Origin of the sequence: Phenylobacterium sp., from assembly GCF_020253645.1 — a bacterium.
Taxonomy (GTDB): Bacteria; Pseudomonadota; Alphaproteobacteria; order Caulobacterales; family Caulobacteraceae; genus Phenylobacterium.
Genome location: NZ_JADCBG010000198.1, coordinates 1 through 15,567, shown reverse-complemented (window position 1 = coordinate 15,567; position 15,567 = coordinate 1). Strand labels below are relative to the sequence as shown.

The window sequence follows — 15,567 nt, the reverse complement described above, 5'->3', positions numbered from 1 at the left end:
TTGTTGATGGCGTAGAGCTGCTCGACCAGGGCCTCGATGCGGTTGTTGTTCAGCTTGAGGGTCTTGAGGTGCTGGACGATGGCGCTGCTTGCGGCGGCGTGCGCCGCACGGTCTGCCTCGGAAAGGTCCTCGCCCTTGAGACGCTTGCCGACCAGCTTTTCCTGCAGGGCGCGGAAGGCGTCGAACTCGGCGGCGATGGCGTCGAGCGTCAGCATCACGCCTTCGCGAAGCTCGCTCTCCATCGCGCTGATGGTCGGACCCGCGCCGTCGTCGAAGTCGTCCTCGTCTTCCTCGCCCTCGGCCTTGGCGACGGCCTCGCCATCCTCGGTCACGTCCTCCGCCTCGGCCAGGGCCTCGGCGGCGGCGCTGACCCCGCCATAGGTCTGCTCAAGGTCGATGACCTCGCGCAGCAGGATCCGGCCGGTGCCAAGCTCCTCCCGCCAGACCATGATGGCCTCGAAGGTCAGGGCGCTCTCGCAGAGACCGCGGATCATGGTGTCGCGGCCAGCCTCGATCCGCTTGGCGATGGCGATCTCGCCCTCGCGGGACAGGAGCTCAACCGAGCCCATCTCCCGCAGGTACATCCGCACCGGATCGTCCGTCCGGTCGTAGGCGGCTTCCTTCTGGGTCTCGACGACGGCGGTCTCCTCGCGGACGGCCACCTCGCCGCCCTCGGCGTCCTCTTCGGCCTCGACGACGTTGACGCCCATCTCGGAGAGCATCGCCAGGGTGTCCTCGATCGCCTCCGAGGTCACCTCCTCGGACGGCAGAACCTTGTTCAGCTCGTCCATCGTGACATAGCCGCGTGTCTTCGCCTGCTTGATGAACTTCTTGACGCCGGCGTCGGTGAGATCGAGCAGGGGCCCATCGGTCGAGGGGGTCTCGGCGGCTTCGGTCTCGGCGGGGGTGGTGGTCATCAAGGTCTCCGCTTTCCGGACCCGGTGTCCCGGATCCGAAGCTCGAATGGGTCCGGCGCGTCTGCGCCGTCTTCAGGGTTCGTCCTGCCAGTTCCGGATCTGTCGTCGCAGAAGGTCGCGCTCAGTCTTCAGCCTCGAAAACGCGTCCACAGACAAAGCCACGCCAAGGTCGCCCTTGGCGGTGGACAACGCTTCATCGAGGGCGGCCAGCCTGGAGAGGCGGACGAAAGCCTGCGACCACTGCGATCTTGCACCCTCGAGGGAGACATCCGGTTTCAGGAAGGGCGCGCCCGATTTCGCAGCGGCCCGGTCGATGTCTGTCAGAAGAGTTACAAAATCTCCGCTTGCCAGATGGCGCGCGAGCTCCCGGGTGTCAAGATGCTCAGACTCAAGCCGCAGCCGGATGATTTCCTTGGCCAATCCCGCGAGGGCGGGTTCGCCGAAGCCCGCGGCGGCGAACGGAGACTCCAGGCAGTCGTCCAGACAGGCTGGATCGGCCAGGGCATGCTTCATCAGGGCCGAGGCGGCAAGGTCCAGGCCCTCAGCGAGACGGCGGGCGGCGCTGCGGCCGAGAGGCGTAGGCGCAGGGTCGATCCAGCCCCCCCCGGCGGCGCGCCCGCGCCGGCGGAAATCACCGCCCTGCGGGGCGGGCGGGCGGGACGGAAGCGCCGCCTCGAACCTGGCCAGGAGGTCATCGCGATAGGCTGACTGCAGGTCCCGGTCGGCGATCCGCGAGGCCGCAGCCCGCAGGCGGGCCTTGAGACCCGCCCTGCGCTCGGGGGTGTCCAGCGGCTCGGCCTCGAGCTCCCGGCGGAACAGCATTTCGGAGAATCCCGTCGTCCGGACCAGCTGGCTTCTCAGCGCCGCCGCTCCCTGCTCGCGCAGGACATCGTCCGGGTCCTTGCCACCCTCCACCACGCTGAAGCGAAAACTGCGCCCGGGCGTCAGCAGCGGCAGGGCCCTGTCCATGGCGCGGAAGGCGGCCTGGCGCCCGGCCCGGTCGCCATCGAAGCAAAGCGTCGGCTCCGGGTGGCGCCGCCAGAGCAGCTCCATCTGCTCCTCGGTCAGGGCGGTGCCGAGGGGGGCGACGGCGGCGATCCCGGCCCTCTGGCAGGCGATGACGTCCATGTAGCCCTCAACCACCACCAGGGGCGCCGCCGCGTCCGGCGGCGCGGCGGCCAGGAGGCGCCGCGCCTCGGGCAGGCCGTAGAGGGTCCGGCCCTTGTGGAAGAGCTCGGTTTCCGGGCCGTTCAGGTACTTGGCCCTGGCCTCCGGGTCCATGGCCCGACCGCCGAAGGAGACAATCCGGCCGCGCCCCTCGACAATGGGAAACATGATCCGGTCCCGGAAGCGGTCGTAGGGGGTCCCGCCATCTTCCGGAGCGATCAGCAGCCCGGCCTCCACGAGCTCGGCGGGCCGCGCGCCCTTGGCGACGAGATAGTCCTTCAGTCCCGTCCTTCCGCCGGGGGCGTAGCCAAGGCCGAACCGGGCCCAGTCGGCGGCGGGCAGGCCCCGCCGTTCCAGGTAGGCGCGCGCCGCGGCGCCCTGCGGGGCGGCCAGCATTCGGCTGAACCACTGGGCGGCCAGGTCCATCCAGTCTGACAGTCCCTGGCGCTTCTTCTCGGTCTCGGCGGCGCGGGGATCCGGGGCGGGCAGGGAAAGCCCCGCCTCCGCCGCCAACCGCTCCACCGCTTCCACGAAGGACAGCCGCTCGCTTTCCTGCAGGAAGGCGATCAGGTCGCCGGTCTTTCCCGACGAGAAGTCGAAGAACTGGCCCTTGTCGTCATTGACGTAGAAGGACGGCGTCTTCTCCTTGGTGAAGGGCGACAGGCCCACAAACTCGCGGCCGCGCTTCTGCAGCTTCACGGTCCGGCCGATGACGTCCGAGGGCCGGAGGCGTGACTTGATCTCGTCAATGAAGGCTTCGTCGAACCGCACCCGCACTAGATAACCCGCGCCCGCCTCCCGCGACAGAGGGACCCATCGCCACCGCCCCTCCCCCCGTTGCACCCGAAGATCCCCGCAGGGGAGCAATGGCTCCCTGATTCCTCCACCTTCCAGGGGGAGGTGGACCGCGCAGCGGGACGGAGGGGGGGTGCAGAGGCGCAGCCGCCCTCCTGCACCGCCTGGACCCAGGAATCCGATGCGCCGGCGGGCGATTTGTCCTAGCCTGCCGCCATGACCAGCGCTCTCAAAGACACCGGGACCCGGTTCGAGATGGTCGAACAGGGCCTGACCTCCTTCGCGGACTACCGGCGCGCCGGCGACCGCATTGTCATCGACCACGTGGAAAGCCCGCCCACCCTTCGCGGCACAGGCGCCTCAGGCCGGCTGATGGAGGCCCTCTCCGCCGACATCCGGGCGCGGGGGCTGAAGATCACGCCGGTCTGCAGCTACGCCGCCGCCTGGCTGAAGCGGAGCGAGGCCTACCGGTCCCTGCTCGACTGAGCCGGCGCCTCAGCGGCGCCGGGGACGCCGGCGCTCGGCGGCGGCCTCGGCGCGGCTTTCCGCCCTGAGCGACTTCGCCGCGCTGCGGGCCGCGCCCGAGCCCTCTTCGCCCTCCCCGGAGACCAGGGCGTCGGCGGCGAACTCCAGGTCCAGCAGCTTGAGCCGCTTGATCTCGTCGCGCAGGCGGGCGGCGGTCTCGAACTCCAGGTCGGCGGCGGCCTGGCGCATCCGGGCCTCGAGGTCCTTCAGCGTGGCCTTGAAGTTGTCGCCCAGGAAGGGCTGGGCGCCGGTCTCCGCCAGCCCCGCCGGCACGGTGACGCGGTCCTTCTCGTAGGGGCTGGCGAGGATTTCCTTGATCTGGCTGCGCACGCTCTCCGGCGTCACGCCATGGGCCTCGTTCCAGGCGGTCTGCTTCTCGCGCCGGCGGCGCGTCTCGGCCATGGCCCGCTCCATGGAGCCCGTGACCTGGTCCGCGTAGAGGATGACCCGGCCATCGACGTTCCGCGCCGCCCGGCCGATGGTCTGGATCAGGCTGGTCTCGGAACGCAGGAAGCCCTCCTTATCCGCGTCGAGGATGGCCACGAGCCCGCACTCCGGGATATCCAGACCCTCGCGCAGGAGGTTGATGCCGACCAGGACATCGAAGGCGCCGAGCCGCAGGTCGCGGATGATCTCGATGCGCTCCAGGGTGTCGACGTCGGAGTGCATGTAGCGGACCCGCAGGCCCTGCTCGTGCATGTATTCCGTCAGGTCCTCGGCCATCTTCTTGGTCAGGACGGTGACCAGGGTGCGATACCCCTTCGCCGTGGTCTGGCGGACCTGGTCGATGACGTCGTCCACCTGGGAGAAGCCGTCCTTCGCCACGGGGCGGATCTCCACCGGCGGGTCGATCAGGCCGGTCGGGCGGATGACCTGCTCAGCGAAGACGCCGCCCGCCTTCTCCATCTCCCAGGGGCCCGGCGTTGCCGACACGCTGACCGTCGCCGGCCGCATGGCGTCCCACTCCTCGAACTTGAGGGGGCGGTTGTCCATGCAGGAGGGCAGGCGGAAGCCATACTCGGCCAGGGTGAACTTGCGGCGGAAGTCGCCCCGGAACATGGCCCCGATCTGCGGGATGGTCTGGTGGCTCTCGTCCACGAAGAGGAGGGCGTTGTCGGGGATGTACTCGAAGAAGGTCGGCGGCGGCTCGCCGGGCCGGCGCCCCGTGAGATACCGGGAATAGTTCTCGATCCCGGCGCAGGAGCCCGTGGCCTGGATCATCTCCAGGTCGAAGGTGGTCCTCTGCTCCAGGCGCTGGGCCTCCAGCAGCTTGCCGTTCGCCACCAGCCAGTCGAGGCGTTCCTTCAGCTCGGCCCGGATGTGGTTCATGGCCTGGTTCAGGGTCGGCCGGGGCGTGACGTAGTGGCTGTTGGCGTAGATCTTCACCGCCGGCAGGTCCGCGGTGCGCTTGCCGGTCAGGGGGTCGAACTCGGTGATGGCCTCGATCTCGTCGCCGAACAGGCTGATCCGCCAGGCCCGGTCCTCGTAGTGGGCGGGGAAGATCTCCAGGGTGTCGCCCCGCCGGCGGAAGGTCCCGCGCTCGAAGGCCTGGTCATTGCGCCGGTACTGCTGGGCGACGAGGTCGGCCATCAGCTTCTTCTCGTCGATGCGCTCGCCCACCTTCAGGCTGAAGGTCATGGCGGTGTAGGTCTCGACCGAACCGATGCCGTAGATGCAGGAGACCGAGGCCACGACGATGACGTCGTCCCGCTCCAGGATCGCCCGCGTCGCCGAGTGCCGCATGCGGTCGATCTGCTCGTTTATCGAGGAGTCCTTCTCGATGTAGGTGTCGGTCCGCGGCACGTAGGCCTCGGGCTGGTAATAGTCGTAGTAGGAGACGAAGAACTCCACGGCGTTGTCCGGGAAGAAGCTCTTGAACTCGCTGTAGAGCTGGGCGGCCAGGGTCTTGTTCGGCGCCAGGATCAGCGCCGGTCGCTGGGTTTCCTCGATGACCTTGGCCATGGTGAAGGTCTTGCCGGAGCCGGTGACGCCCAGCAGCACCTGGTCGTGCTCCCGCCCCTCCAGACCAGCGACAAGCTCGGCGATTGCCGTCGGCTGGTCACCCGCAGGCGCATAGTCCGAGACCAGCCGGAAACGGCGGCCGCCCTCCGACTTCTCTGGCCGGTCCGGGCGGTGCGGCCGCCAGGCCATGTCCGCGGCGGCGGCGTCGAAGGCGAAGACCGCCGAGGCGTCGGCGAGTCCCGGGGGTGAACCTTGAGGCATGGGGGGAGAGTAAGGGCGAGGCGCGCCCTGCGCCAGTCCGCCCGAGCCGAAAGTCAGCGCCCGCGGCGGGCCTTCAGGGCGGCTTCGTAGGCGGCGTCAATCTCGCCAATGGACATCTCGCCCGCCTTCACCTTGACCCCGTTGAAAAAGAAGGTCGGCGTGCTCTCCACGCCGCGCGTCTTGCCGATCTCCAGCTCGGCGTCGAGGGCGGCCTGACCCGAAGAGTCCGCAAGGCAGGCGTTGACTGCGGGTCCGGTGACTCCCCCCTCCGCCGCCGAGGCGATCAGGGCCGCGCGGGCGTCTCCGGTGCGGAACATCTCTTCCTGCCTGCGAAAGAAGCCCTTGATGACCGGGTAGTAGCCCTCGGGTCCGGCGCACCTCGCCAGCAGGAAGCCCGCCGCCGCCACATTCTGCGGCGGCGTGAGGACGGGCCGAAGCACGAAGCGCGCCTTGCCCGTATCGATGTAACGGGCCTTGAAGACCGGGAAGACCTCATTGGCGAACCGGCCGCAGTGGCCGCAGGTGAGCGAGGCGAACTCCTCCACAAGCACCGGCGCCCTTGGGTCGCCCATCACCCGGTTGGCGTCGACCCGTGCTTCGGCCGCCAGGGCAGCGGAGCCGGTCAGTCCAAGAAGGACGGTGAACAGCAGGGCGACGACCTTGAACATGGCGTTCTTCAGGACCTCTTGTCTGTCAGGCGGGATCCTTCCGTCCGGAAGGCGCGCCGAATTCCGCAGCGGGACCCCCGGCGGCCGCGCCTCGAAGCGCCGGAGGAGCAGTGGCGGACCCCGAAGTCAAGGACGCGCTTATGCTGCGGCGCAATGAAGACTTGCGAATCTGTTTACGGCGCGCCATACCCTCCCCACATTCGCCATTGTCCGAGTTCCGACGTGTAGGAGCCGGGCAGGTTGGTCTCTCCGCCAGAAATCGCGGAACCTAGGATCGACACAGCTGTCTGGGGGTCGTTCGCCCTCGCCACACGGGAAACCTTCATTGTCGGAAACGCTACAGGCGCGCGTCCCGCGACGCGCAGTCATGAACGCCGTTCTCCTGGGCGCAGCGCTTGGAGTAACCCTCGGTGCGATATATCTGGTCGGACTGCGGGCCGGGGAAGGGTCCGCCCGGCCCGAGGTCGTCCTCGAGCTCCAGCTTCACGCGCTTGCAGGGCTGGGCTCGGGCCCCGATCTCCGAGATCCCTCGGCGGCTGAAAGCCTTCCCGCGAAGGGGCGGACATCCCGCGCCGCACGGGAACTCGAATGCCTGACCCAGGCGATCTACTTCGAAGCACGGGGCGAGAGCCCGGCCGGACAGGCGGCGGTCGCCCAGGTTGTGCTCAATCGGGTCCGCAAGGATGGCTTTCCCAAGTCGATCTGCGGCGTGGTCTTCCAGGGCGCCTCGAGGTCGGATGGCTGCCAGTTCTCCTTTACCTGCGACGGATCCATGAACCGCACGCGGGAGGCCAGGGCCTGGGCGCAGGCGAGGCGCATCGCCACACGGGCGCTGGCGGGCGCCGCCATGACCGCTGTGGGCGACGCCACCCACTTCCATACCGTGCATGTGTCACCGGACTGGAGCCATGACCTTCGAAAGGTCGCCCAGATCGGCCTTCACATCTTCTACAAGACTGGCAGGCAGGGCCTTGCGGCCGCTGACAAGGCGCCAGCTCCCGCCTTAGACGCCGACCTGCGTCTGTCTGAGGCCAGGCTGGTGTCCGGTCCGTCCGAGGCGCCCGTGGACGTGGTCGAGGCTCCGCTGACCAACGCCGGCGCGGCGCAGTCCGGTGAGGCGGTCCCGGCCGGCCCGGCCGCCTGAGCCGACCGGATCAGGCGGCGTCGAGGCCGATGTCGAGGCCTGGCGCCGAGTGGGTCAGGGCGCCGACGCTGATCACCTGGACGCCCGTCTCGGCAATGTCGCGCACGGTCTCCAGTCGGACTCCGCCGGACGCCTCCAGGATCACCCTGCCCGCCGCGAGGGCGACGGCGGCCCGCAGGTCCCCGAGGCTGAAATTGTCCAGCATGATGACGTCGGGCGCGAGGGGCAGGGCGTCTTCCAGCTGGTCCAGGCTGTCGACCTCCAGTTCGATCGTCACCAGGTGACCCGCCGCCGCGCGCGCCCGCTCCATGGCGGGTCGAACGCCGCCGCAGGCCGCGACATGGTTGTCCTTGATGAGGATGGCGTCATCGAGCCCAAACCGGTGATTGACCCCGCCGCCGCAGCGAACGGCGTATTTCTCCAGGTGGCGCAGCCCCGGCGTGGTCTTGCGGGTGTCGGTGATCCGGGCTCCGGTTCCGGCCACCGCGTCCACATAGGCCCGGGTCAGGGTGGCGATGCCCGACAGCCGGCCCATCAGGTTCAGCCCGGTCCGCTCGGAGGACAGGATCGCCCTCGCCGGAGCATCCGCCCTGGCGAGCGCCTGTCCGGCCCCGACCCGCTGGCCATCTTCCACGAGAGCCTCGAAGCGCGCGTCCGGCGCCAGGGCGTGCAGCGCCAGCCGGGCGCAGGCCAGGCCGGCCAGTACACCGGGCTGGCGGGCCGTCCATGAGACCCTGAGCCGGGCGTCCTGCGGGACGCAGGCCAGGCTGGTCAGATCACCGGCGCGTCCGAGATCCTCGGTCAGCGCCAGACGGATCACAGGCTCCACAAGTGTGTCGGGAATCTGAAGGGTCACGCCGCCTTCCGGGACAGGGCCCCCGCCTCAAGCCGGACGAGGGTGCGCCGCGCCTCGACGGCGAGGGACGGATAATCCAAGCGGAAGTGGGCGCCCCGGCTCTCCCGCCTGTCCAGGGCGCATTCGGCGATCAGGCGGGCGGCGATCACCGGACCCGCGTCCGGGAAACGCCCTGCGAGGGCGTCCACCTGCGACAGGAGCCGGTTGAGCCCGGCCGCATCCCGAACGACGCCGGCCTCCCGGGTCATGGACCGTCTCAGGGCCTGGAGGTCGGGGTGGGGCAGGCGCGAAAGACCCGGGGTCCGCATCAGAGGCTTCAGGACGGCCACCCGACGGGAGGCGGCCCGTCCCGCCCGGGCGCCGAAGACTGCGGCCTCCAGAAGGGAGTTGGAGGCCAGGCGATTGGCCCCGTGCACGCCGCTGGAGGCGCATTCGCCCGCCGCATAAAGCCCGGTGAGGGAGGTTGCGCCCTCCGCATCCGTGAGGATGCCTCCCATGTGGTAGTGGCAGGCGGGCGCCACCGGGATCGGCTCGCCGCAGGGGTCCAGGCCCGCGCTCCGACAGGCGGCGTAGACCGTCGGAAAGGCCTGGGGGAAGTGGGCGCCGACAGAGGCGCGAGCGTCGAGATAGGCGCCGCGGCCCGCCATGCGTTCAGCGTGGATCGCCCTCGCCACGACGTCCCGGGGGGCGAGTTCGCCGTCGGGATGCAGGCCGGTCATGAACCTGGCGCCGGAGCCGTTCACCAGCCAGGCGCCCTCGCCGCGAAGGGCCTCGGTGACCAGGGGGGCGGGATCGCGACCGATATCCAGGGCCGTCGGGTGGAACTGGACGAACTCAGGGTCGGCGATCACGGCGCCGACCAGGGCGGCGGCGGCCAGGCCTTCGCCGATGAGGGCGGCGGGCGTGGTGGTCTCGGCGTACAGGCCGCCGACCCCGCCGGTGGCGAGGATCACCGCCGAGGCGCGCAGGACGATCTCGGCCGCGGCCCGTTCCAGTCGGGCCCCGCAGACCGCTCCGCCGGAATCCTGAACCAGTCCCTTAAGGGTCCAGCCCTCGAGGATCTCGATGTGGGCGGACGCCCTCACCCGCCGGATCACGGCCTCCATGATGGCCTGCCCGGCCTGGTCCCCTCCGACCCGGGCCACGCGGGCCCGCCCATGGGCGGCCTCGCGGCTGAGAACGAAGCCGCCGCCGGCGTCGCGGTCAAAGGGGGCGCCGAGCCCGGCCAGTCGCAGGACTGCAGATGGACCTTCCTCCGCCAGGAGGGCGGCGCGATCGGGCTCCACCAGCCCGGCCCCCGCCGCCATGGTGTCTGCGGCATGGAGAGCCGGTGCGTCGTCCTCGGCCAGGGCGGCGGCGATCCCGCCCTGCGCCCAGGCGGAGCTGCAAGCCTCGCCCAGGGGCGCCGGCGTAATCAGGCGAACCCTCCGGGGCGCTGCCGCGAGGGCGGCGGAGAGACCCGCCAGGCCGCCTCCGATCACCAGGACGCCGTCGAAGTCGGTGACGTCCATCTCAGATCAACTCCACGTCCACATGGTGGCGCGCCCGGACGAGGTCGTAGCGGGCCGGGCTGGAGGGGGGCGGCATGTCGATCATCCGCTGGACGGCGGTACGGGCCCGACCGGCGACGATCGGGTCCACCGTGACCTCGTGGCGGTCTTCCACCAGGGCCTGAAGGATGTTCTCCAGAGTGATCTGCTTCATGTGCGGGCACAGGTTGCAGGGCCGGACGAACTCGGTGTCCACTGCGTCCGCCGCCACATTGTCGGCCATGGAGCATTCGGTGATCAGCACCACCTGCCGGGGCCGGCGGGTCAGGACGTAATCGTTCATCGCCGCCGTCGAGCCCGCGAAGTCGGCCTCGGCAAGGACCTCGGCGGGGCACTCCGGGTGGGCCAGGATCTCCGCGCCAGGGTGGGCCTCGCGGATCTCGCGGATATCCTCCACGGTGAACTGCTCGTGGACCTCGCAGCGGCCTCGCCAGGCAATGATCCCCACGGAGGTCTGACGGGCGACGTTCCTCGCCAGGAATTCGTCCGGGATCAGGATGACGCGGTCGACGCCCCACTCCCGTGCAGCATGCTCCACCACCTGGACGGCGTTGGCGCTGGTGCAGCAGATGTCGGTCTCGGCCTTCACCTCCGCCGAGGTGTTGACATAGGTCACCACGGGCAGGCCCGGATAGCGCTGGCGCATGAGCCGTACGTCATCGGCGGTGATGGAAGCGGCGAGGCTGCAGCCCGCCCGGAGATCCGGTATCAGGATCTTCTTCTCCGGCGAGAGGATCTTGGAGGTCTCCGCCATGAAGTGGACGCCCGCCTGCACGATGACGTCGGCGTCCGCCCGAGCCGCCTCGCGCGCCAGGCCAAGGCTGTCGCCGACATAGTCGCCCACCCCGTGGAAGATGTCCGGGGTCATGTAGTTGTGCGCCAGGATGACGGCCCGGCGCTCTCGCTTGAGCTGGTTGATGGCGTGGATCAGGGGCGCCTGGAGCCGCCACTCCATGGGGGTCACGTGCCGGCGAACCTTTTCCCAGACCGGCGCGGTGGCGGCCTCGACCTCGGGGGTAAATCCGGAGACGTGAACTTCGGTCGGGCCCGACGCGGTCATGACGCACTCCTTTTGCTCAAATTGAGCATTAGAGGGGCGGCGAAATCGCCGGACTGACCCGGCGCTTCCCCCATCTTATGCTCAACAAGAGCATATCCTGTGCTCAATATGAGGTTCCGTTCCCGCCTTGGCAAGCCGGCGGACCAGCCCGCCGGACAACAGCGCGTGATCAGGGGGGACGAACGTGCTAGACGCCCGCCGGTCGCACACCGGAGGCCCGCCCCTGAGACGCATCCGCACTCTCGCCCTGATCGCCCTTCTGGGCGTCATCGGACCCGGCGCGGCGGGCGCGGGGAGGGGGCCTGCGCCTGCAGTGGAGCTGGCGGACCCGGGCCAGTCCGTCGCGAGGGCGTTTTCGGAACCCGCCCTGGCGGTGCGCTTCGCCACCCTCTCGCCGGGCCTGCGTGCGCTTGCCGACCCCGCAGACTGGACCTGGGCGGATGACGGGTTCGCCCTCACCCCCGGCTGGGAGATCCTCGACCTCTCCCGTCCGCCGAGCCTCGACCTCGCCAGGCCGGACCCGGAGCTGGACGCCGAGGAGGCCCGGCGGATCAACGCCCTTCGCCCGATCTCGCGCGAGCCGATGGAGAGGATGCCCCCCTTCCAGCTGGCCGGTCCGCGGGAGGACCTGGTGCGGGCCCACGCCTGCCTGACCCAGGCTGTCTATTACGAGGCGGCCCGAGAGCCCGATCTCGGCCAGTCGGCGGTCGCCCAGGTGGTGCTCAACCGGCTTCGGCATCCGGGCTATCCCAAGTCCGTCTGCGGCGTGGTCTATCAGGGGTCGGCGCGGCCCACGGGATGCCAGTTCACCTTCACCTGCGATGGGTCCCTCGCCCGCCCGCCAGAGCCCAGCCTTTGGGCAAGGGCCGGCGAAGTCGCCAGGCGCTCCCTGGCCGGGCATGTGGTTCGGGAGGTGGGCTCCGCGACCCACTACCATGCGGACTATGTGGCGCCCTACTGGGCCCCGACCCTCGTCAAGCTCGCGCAGATCGGGACCCATATCTTCTATCGCTGGACCGGTCCCTCGGGCGAGGCGCCCGCCTTCACCGGGCGATATGCCGGGGGCGAAGGCCGCCTGGCGCCTGAGATTCTCGGCGGGGTCGACCCCAGGACCCAGGCGGGCCTTGAGGTCCTGCCGCTCCCGCCGCCGCGCACCATCACCCTGACCCTCGCCGGGGAGGCGCGCACCTATACGGTCGCCGAGGCCGAGGGCGCCGGCCCTCCGGGCCTTCCGGCCCCCGGCCAGCTGTCCCCGGCCCGCCGCCGGCCGACGCCCGAGGAGATCCGCAGGATCAATGACTCCCTCGCCGCCCTGGAGCGTGGGGACGCGACGACGGCTCAGAAGACCCAGCCGGGCCCGTCCGGGGGCGTTCAGCCCTGATCCGCGGAGAAGGCGTCCGGATAGGCCACCATCAGCGGTTCATCGAGGGCGCCGTCGACCAGGGCGATTCCCATGAAGGCGGGGCTGCCGGAGTAGGGCGCGCTGACCTTGGCGGTCGCTTCGGCGGAGAAGCCGAACTTCGGATAGTACTCAGGGTGTCCCAGCACCAGCACGGCGGCGGCGTCGAAATGGCGCGCCGCCTCGAGGCCTTGCCGGGTCAGCGCCGACCCGATTCCCGTCCGCTGCACATCCGGGCGGACCGCCAGCGGCGCTAGGGCGGAGTAGAGGTGCATGCTGTCGGCCCAGAGGCGGCTGAACATGATGCACCCGACCGGTTCACCGTCCTGCAGGGCGATCAGTTCGAACATGGACTCGGCGTCGGCGCGCAGCCGTTCGACAATCCGGCGCTCGGCCGTCCCTCCGAAGGCGGCGTCCAGGATGTCGCCGATCGCGGGCTGGTCTGAAGCGCGGGCGTAGCGGATCTCAAGGGCCATGGGACAGGTTCCCGGGGTCAGTCGCCCGTCACCCATTCCACGTCTGCGCCAAGAGCGTTGAGGTTCTCGACGAAACGGGGGTGGGCCCGCTGGATGGGAGCGGCGTTGAGGATGGTCGAACGGCCTTCGATGCTGGCGGCCAGCATGAAGAGGGCGATGGCCACGCGGATGATGTAGGGGCTCTCCACCGTGGCGGGCATGAGCGGTTTGCCGCCATAGGTGATCAGCCGGTGCGGGTCGCACAACACCGCATGGGCGCCGAACTTGCCGATTTCCGAGCTCCAGCCCAGGGCGCCTTCATAGACCTTGTTCCAGAACATGACCGAGCCTTCGGCCCTCACGCCCAGGGCGATGAAGATCGGCAGGAGGTCGGCCGGGACGTACGGCCAGGGCGCGGCTTCGACCTTGGTCAGAATGTTGGAGGTAAAGGGTTCCCGCACCTTCAGGCCGGACGGCGCCCGCGCCGTGGACCATCCGTCCGCGTGGGTCACCTCGACGCCGAACTTGGCGAAGGTCCGGTCGAGAAGGGGGAACTGCTCCACCGAGCCGTTTCGCACCGAGACCTCGCCGCCGGTGATGGCGCCCATGGCCAGGAAGGTGGCCACCTCGTGGAAGTCATCGGCGAAGGTGAACTCGGCTCCGGAAAGTCGCGCCACACCCTCGACCATGATCCGCGAGCCGCCCACCCCCTCGATGTGTGCGCCCATGAGAGCCAGGAAGGCGCAGAATTCCTGGACGTGGGGCTCGCAGGCGGCGTTGGTCAGCCTTGACCGCCCGGGCGCGGTGGCCGCGCACAGCATGAAGTTCTCGGTGGTGGTGACCGAGGCGTAGTCGAGCCAGTGATCTGTGGCGCGGTACCCCTCCGGGACCGCGATGTGAAGCGCGTCAGGTTCGCGCCGGACGGTTGCGCCAAAGGTCTGGAGCACCTCGATGTGCGGGTCGATCTCCCGGGCGCCGAGGGTGCATCCGGTGGCGTCCTCCTCGATGGTCGCGGCCCCGAACCGGTGAAGCAGGGGCGGGATCAGCATCAGGGTCGAGCGCATGCCGAGGGGCAGGTGCGCGGCCTTCGGGTCCAGCCCTTCGCCATGCCGGACCTTCAGGGTTCCAGCCTCGAAATCCATGTCCACGGTCGAGCCGAGGTTGCGGAAGAAGTCGAGGATCTTGCGCACGTCCGTGATGTCCGGCACGCGGTGCAGGGTCACCTGCTGGTCCGTGAGCAGGGTCGCACAGAGGACCGGCAGAACGGCGTTCTTGTTGGCCGACGGCGTGATCCGCCCTTTCAGGGCGCGGCCGCCATTGACGATCAGGCTGGTCACTGCGCCGCCGCCCGGGTCGCCGCATGGTCCTCCTCGGCGAGCATCCTGACCGCCTCTAGGGCGGCCATGCAGCCCATCCCGGCGGCGGTGACCGCCTGACGGTAGACATCGTCCGTGACGTCTCCGGCGGCGAACACCCCCCGGATGGCGGTCGAGGCCGTCCCCGGAGTCACCTTCAGGTAACCGGAGGAGTCCATCTCCAGCTGCCCCGCGAAGAGGGCCGAGGCCGGGGCATGGCCGATGGCGATGAAGACCCCGTCGCAGGACAGCTCGCGGGTCCCGCCGTCGCGGGTCGACCTCAGCCGGACGCCCGTGACGCCCATGGGGTCCTCCTGTCCCAGCACCTCGTCGACCTGGTGATCCCAGATGACTTCGACCTTGGGGTTGGCGAACAGGCGCTCCTGCAGGATGGCCTCGGCTCTGAAGCTGTCGCGACGGTGCACCACGGTGACCTTTGAGGCGAAGCTGGTCAGGAACAGGGCCTCCTCGACGGCGGTGTTGCCGCCGCCGACCACCACGACCTCCTTGCCGCGGTAGAAGAAGCCGTCGCAGGTCGCGCAGGCCGACACGCCGAAGCCCTGGAACCTCTGCTCGCTCTCCAGGCCCAGCCAGCGGGCCTGGGCGCCGGTGGCGATGATCAGGGTCTCGGCCAGCCAGACCTGCCCGCTGTCGCAGGTGAGCCGGAAGGGCCGGGCGGACAGGTCTGCCGTGACCACGATGTCGTTGATGATCTCGGTCCCGACGTGCTCGGCCTGGGCCTGCATCTGCTCCATCAGCCAGGGGCCCTGGATGACCTCGGCGAAGCCGGGATAGTTCTCCACATCCGTGGTGATGGTCAGCTGGCCGCCCGGCTGGAGGCCCTGGATCAGGACGGGCTTCAGCAGCGCGCGGGCGGCGTAGACGGCGGCGGTGTAGCCGCCGGGGCCGGATCCGACGATCAGGCAGCGAACGGAGCGGGGCGGTGTCTCTGACATGGGCTCCCTTTAGGCCAGAATGCCTCTGTGCGCGACCCTGCGCCTCGGGGTGAAGATGTGGGCGTCGGGCGACACGGCTTGTCCCGGCTCAACCCGGCTCGCCGCGGGCTGCGATGACCTGCAGAAGGGCCTCGGCGGTGCGACCGGCTCCCTGGCCGTCGCACACCGATGCGGCCGCCTGGGACAGATGGGCGCGTTGGGTCGCGTCCGTCACGAGCCGCATGATCGCCCGGTCCAGGGCGCCCTCGAAAGCCGGGTCGCCCGCGTCAATCACGAGAGCGGCGCCCCGCTCGCCCAGGGCCTGGGCCGCCGCCCGCTGGTTCTCCGCCACGACGACGATGGCCGAAGGAAGGCCGAGGGTGCAGATTTCCCAGACTGTCGATCCCGCCGCGGAGATGACGAAGTCGGCCTCATGCAGGAGCGTGGCCATGTCCGTGGCGTCGACATGCAGTTGCAGGCGCCGGTCATGGACGGCCATCCGGCTCAACGCCCTGAGG

General features: G+C 69.8%; 14 protein-coding genes. 3 read left to right on the top strand and 11 right to left on the bottom strand.

The window, feature by feature from the left end; genetic code table 11:
- Together INE98_RS13080 and dnaG are read right to left on the bottom strand one after the other, a co-directional pair.
- Positions 1-917 (bottom strand): RNA polymerase sigma factor region1.1 domain-containing protein (locus tag INE98_RS13080; protein ID WP_293539424.1); only part of this gene is annotated, 917 nt, incomplete at its 3' end.
- Between the two features lie 72 nt (positions 918-989).
- Positions 990-2,855, bottom strand: coding sequence for a DNA primase (gene dnaG / locus INE98_RS13075; protein WP_293539422.1), 1,866 nt, complete (start codon positions 2,853-2,855; stop codon positions 990-992).
- Positions 2,856-3,095: 240 nt separating this feature from the next.
- Here dnaG and INE98_RS13070 point away from each other — a divergent pair, with 240 nt between their 5' ends.
- Complete coding sequence (locus INE98_RS13070; RefSeq protein ID WP_293539420.1) at positions 3,096-3,365, top strand: GNAT family N-acetyltransferase; 270 nt, start codon at positions 3,096-3,098, stop codon at positions 3,363-3,365.
- A 9-nt stretch (positions 3,366-3,374) separates the two neighbouring features.
- Here INE98_RS13070 and uvrB read toward each other — a convergent pair whose 3' ends face one another.
- Complete coding sequence (gene uvrB, locus INE98_RS13065; RefSeq protein ID WP_293539418.1) at positions 3,375-5,627, bottom strand: excinuclease ABC subunit UvrB; 2,253 nt, start codon at positions 5,625-5,627, stop codon at positions 3,375-3,377.
- A 53-nt stretch (positions 5,628-5,680) separates the two neighbouring features.
- Positions 5,681-6,295, bottom strand: a complete 615-nt coding sequence (locus INE98_RS13060) for a thioredoxin domain-containing protein (RefSeq protein ID WP_293539416.1) — start codon at positions 6,293-6,295, stop codon at positions 5,681-5,683.
- A 367-nt stretch (positions 6,296-6,662) separates the two neighbouring features.
- On the opposite strand from INE98_RS13060, the gene INE98_RS13055 reads away from it, so the two are divergent.
- Positions 6,663-7,439: a cell wall hydrolase gene (locus tag INE98_RS13055; RefSeq protein ID WP_293539414.1), complete on the top strand. Its 777-nt coding sequence runs from the start codon at positions 6,663-6,665 to the stop codon at positions 7,437-7,439.
- 10 nt (positions 7,440-7,449) lie between these two features.
- Here the strand turns inward: INE98_RS13055 and nadC are convergent, their stop codons facing one another.
- The 3 genes from nadC to nadA are packed head-to-tail and all read right to left on the bottom strand — an operon-like array spanning position 7,450 to position 10,905.
- Positions 7,450-8,295, bottom strand: a complete 846-nt coding sequence (gene nadC, locus INE98_RS13050; RefSeq protein WP_293539412.1) for a carboxylating nicotinate-nucleotide diphosphorylase — start codon at positions 8,293-8,295, stop codon at positions 7,450-7,452.
- A complete protein-coding gene (locus INE98_RS13045; RefSeq protein WP_293539410.1) occupies positions 8,292-9,806 on the bottom strand; it encodes an L-aspartate oxidase in 1,515 nt (504 codons plus the stop codon). The genes nadC and INE98_RS13045 overlap by 4 nt, the downstream gene beginning before the upstream one ends.
- Position 9,807: 1 nt before the next feature.
- Positions 9,808-10,905, bottom strand: a complete 1,098-nt coding sequence (gene nadA, locus INE98_RS13040) for a quinolinate synthase NadA (protein ID WP_293539408.1) — start codon at positions 10,903-10,905, stop codon at positions 9,808-9,810.
- Positions 10,906-11,089: 184 nt separating this feature from the next.
- On the opposite strand from nadA, the gene INE98_RS13035 reads away from it, so the two are divergent.
- On the top strand, positions 11,090-12,286 hold the full coding sequence (locus INE98_RS13035; protein WP_293539406.1) for a cell wall hydrolase: 1,197 nt from the start codon (positions 11,090-11,092) through the stop codon (positions 12,284-12,286).
- Here the strand turns inward: INE98_RS13035 and INE98_RS13030 are convergent.
- The 4 genes from INE98_RS13030 to INE98_RS13015 form a co-directional block, all read right to left on the bottom strand.
- The gene (locus INE98_RS13030; protein ID WP_293539404.1) at positions 12,277-12,780 is read right to left on the bottom strand and encodes a GNAT family N-acetyltransferase; all 504 of its coding nucleotides are present in this window, start codon (positions 12,778-12,780) and stop codon (positions 12,277-12,279) included. The genes INE98_RS13035 and INE98_RS13030 overlap by 10 nt on opposite strands.
- Before the next feature lie 17 nt (positions 12,781-12,797).
- Complete coding sequence (locus tag INE98_RS13025) at positions 12,798-14,096, bottom strand: UDP-N-acetylglucosamine 1-carboxyvinyltransferase (protein ID WP_293539402.1); 1,299 nt, start codon at positions 14,094-14,096, stop codon at positions 12,798-12,800.
- Complete coding sequence (gene trxB, locus INE98_RS13020) at positions 14,093-15,070, bottom strand: thioredoxin-disulfide reductase (protein ID WP_293539401.1); 978 nt, start codon at positions 15,068-15,070, stop codon at positions 14,093-14,095. The genes INE98_RS13025 and trxB overlap by 4 nt, the downstream gene beginning before the upstream one ends.
- 88 nt (positions 15,071-15,158) lie before the next feature.
- A partial coding sequence (locus INE98_RS13015; protein ID WP_293539399.1) for a glycosyltransferase occupies positions 15,159-15,567 on the bottom strand: 409 nt, incomplete at its 5' end.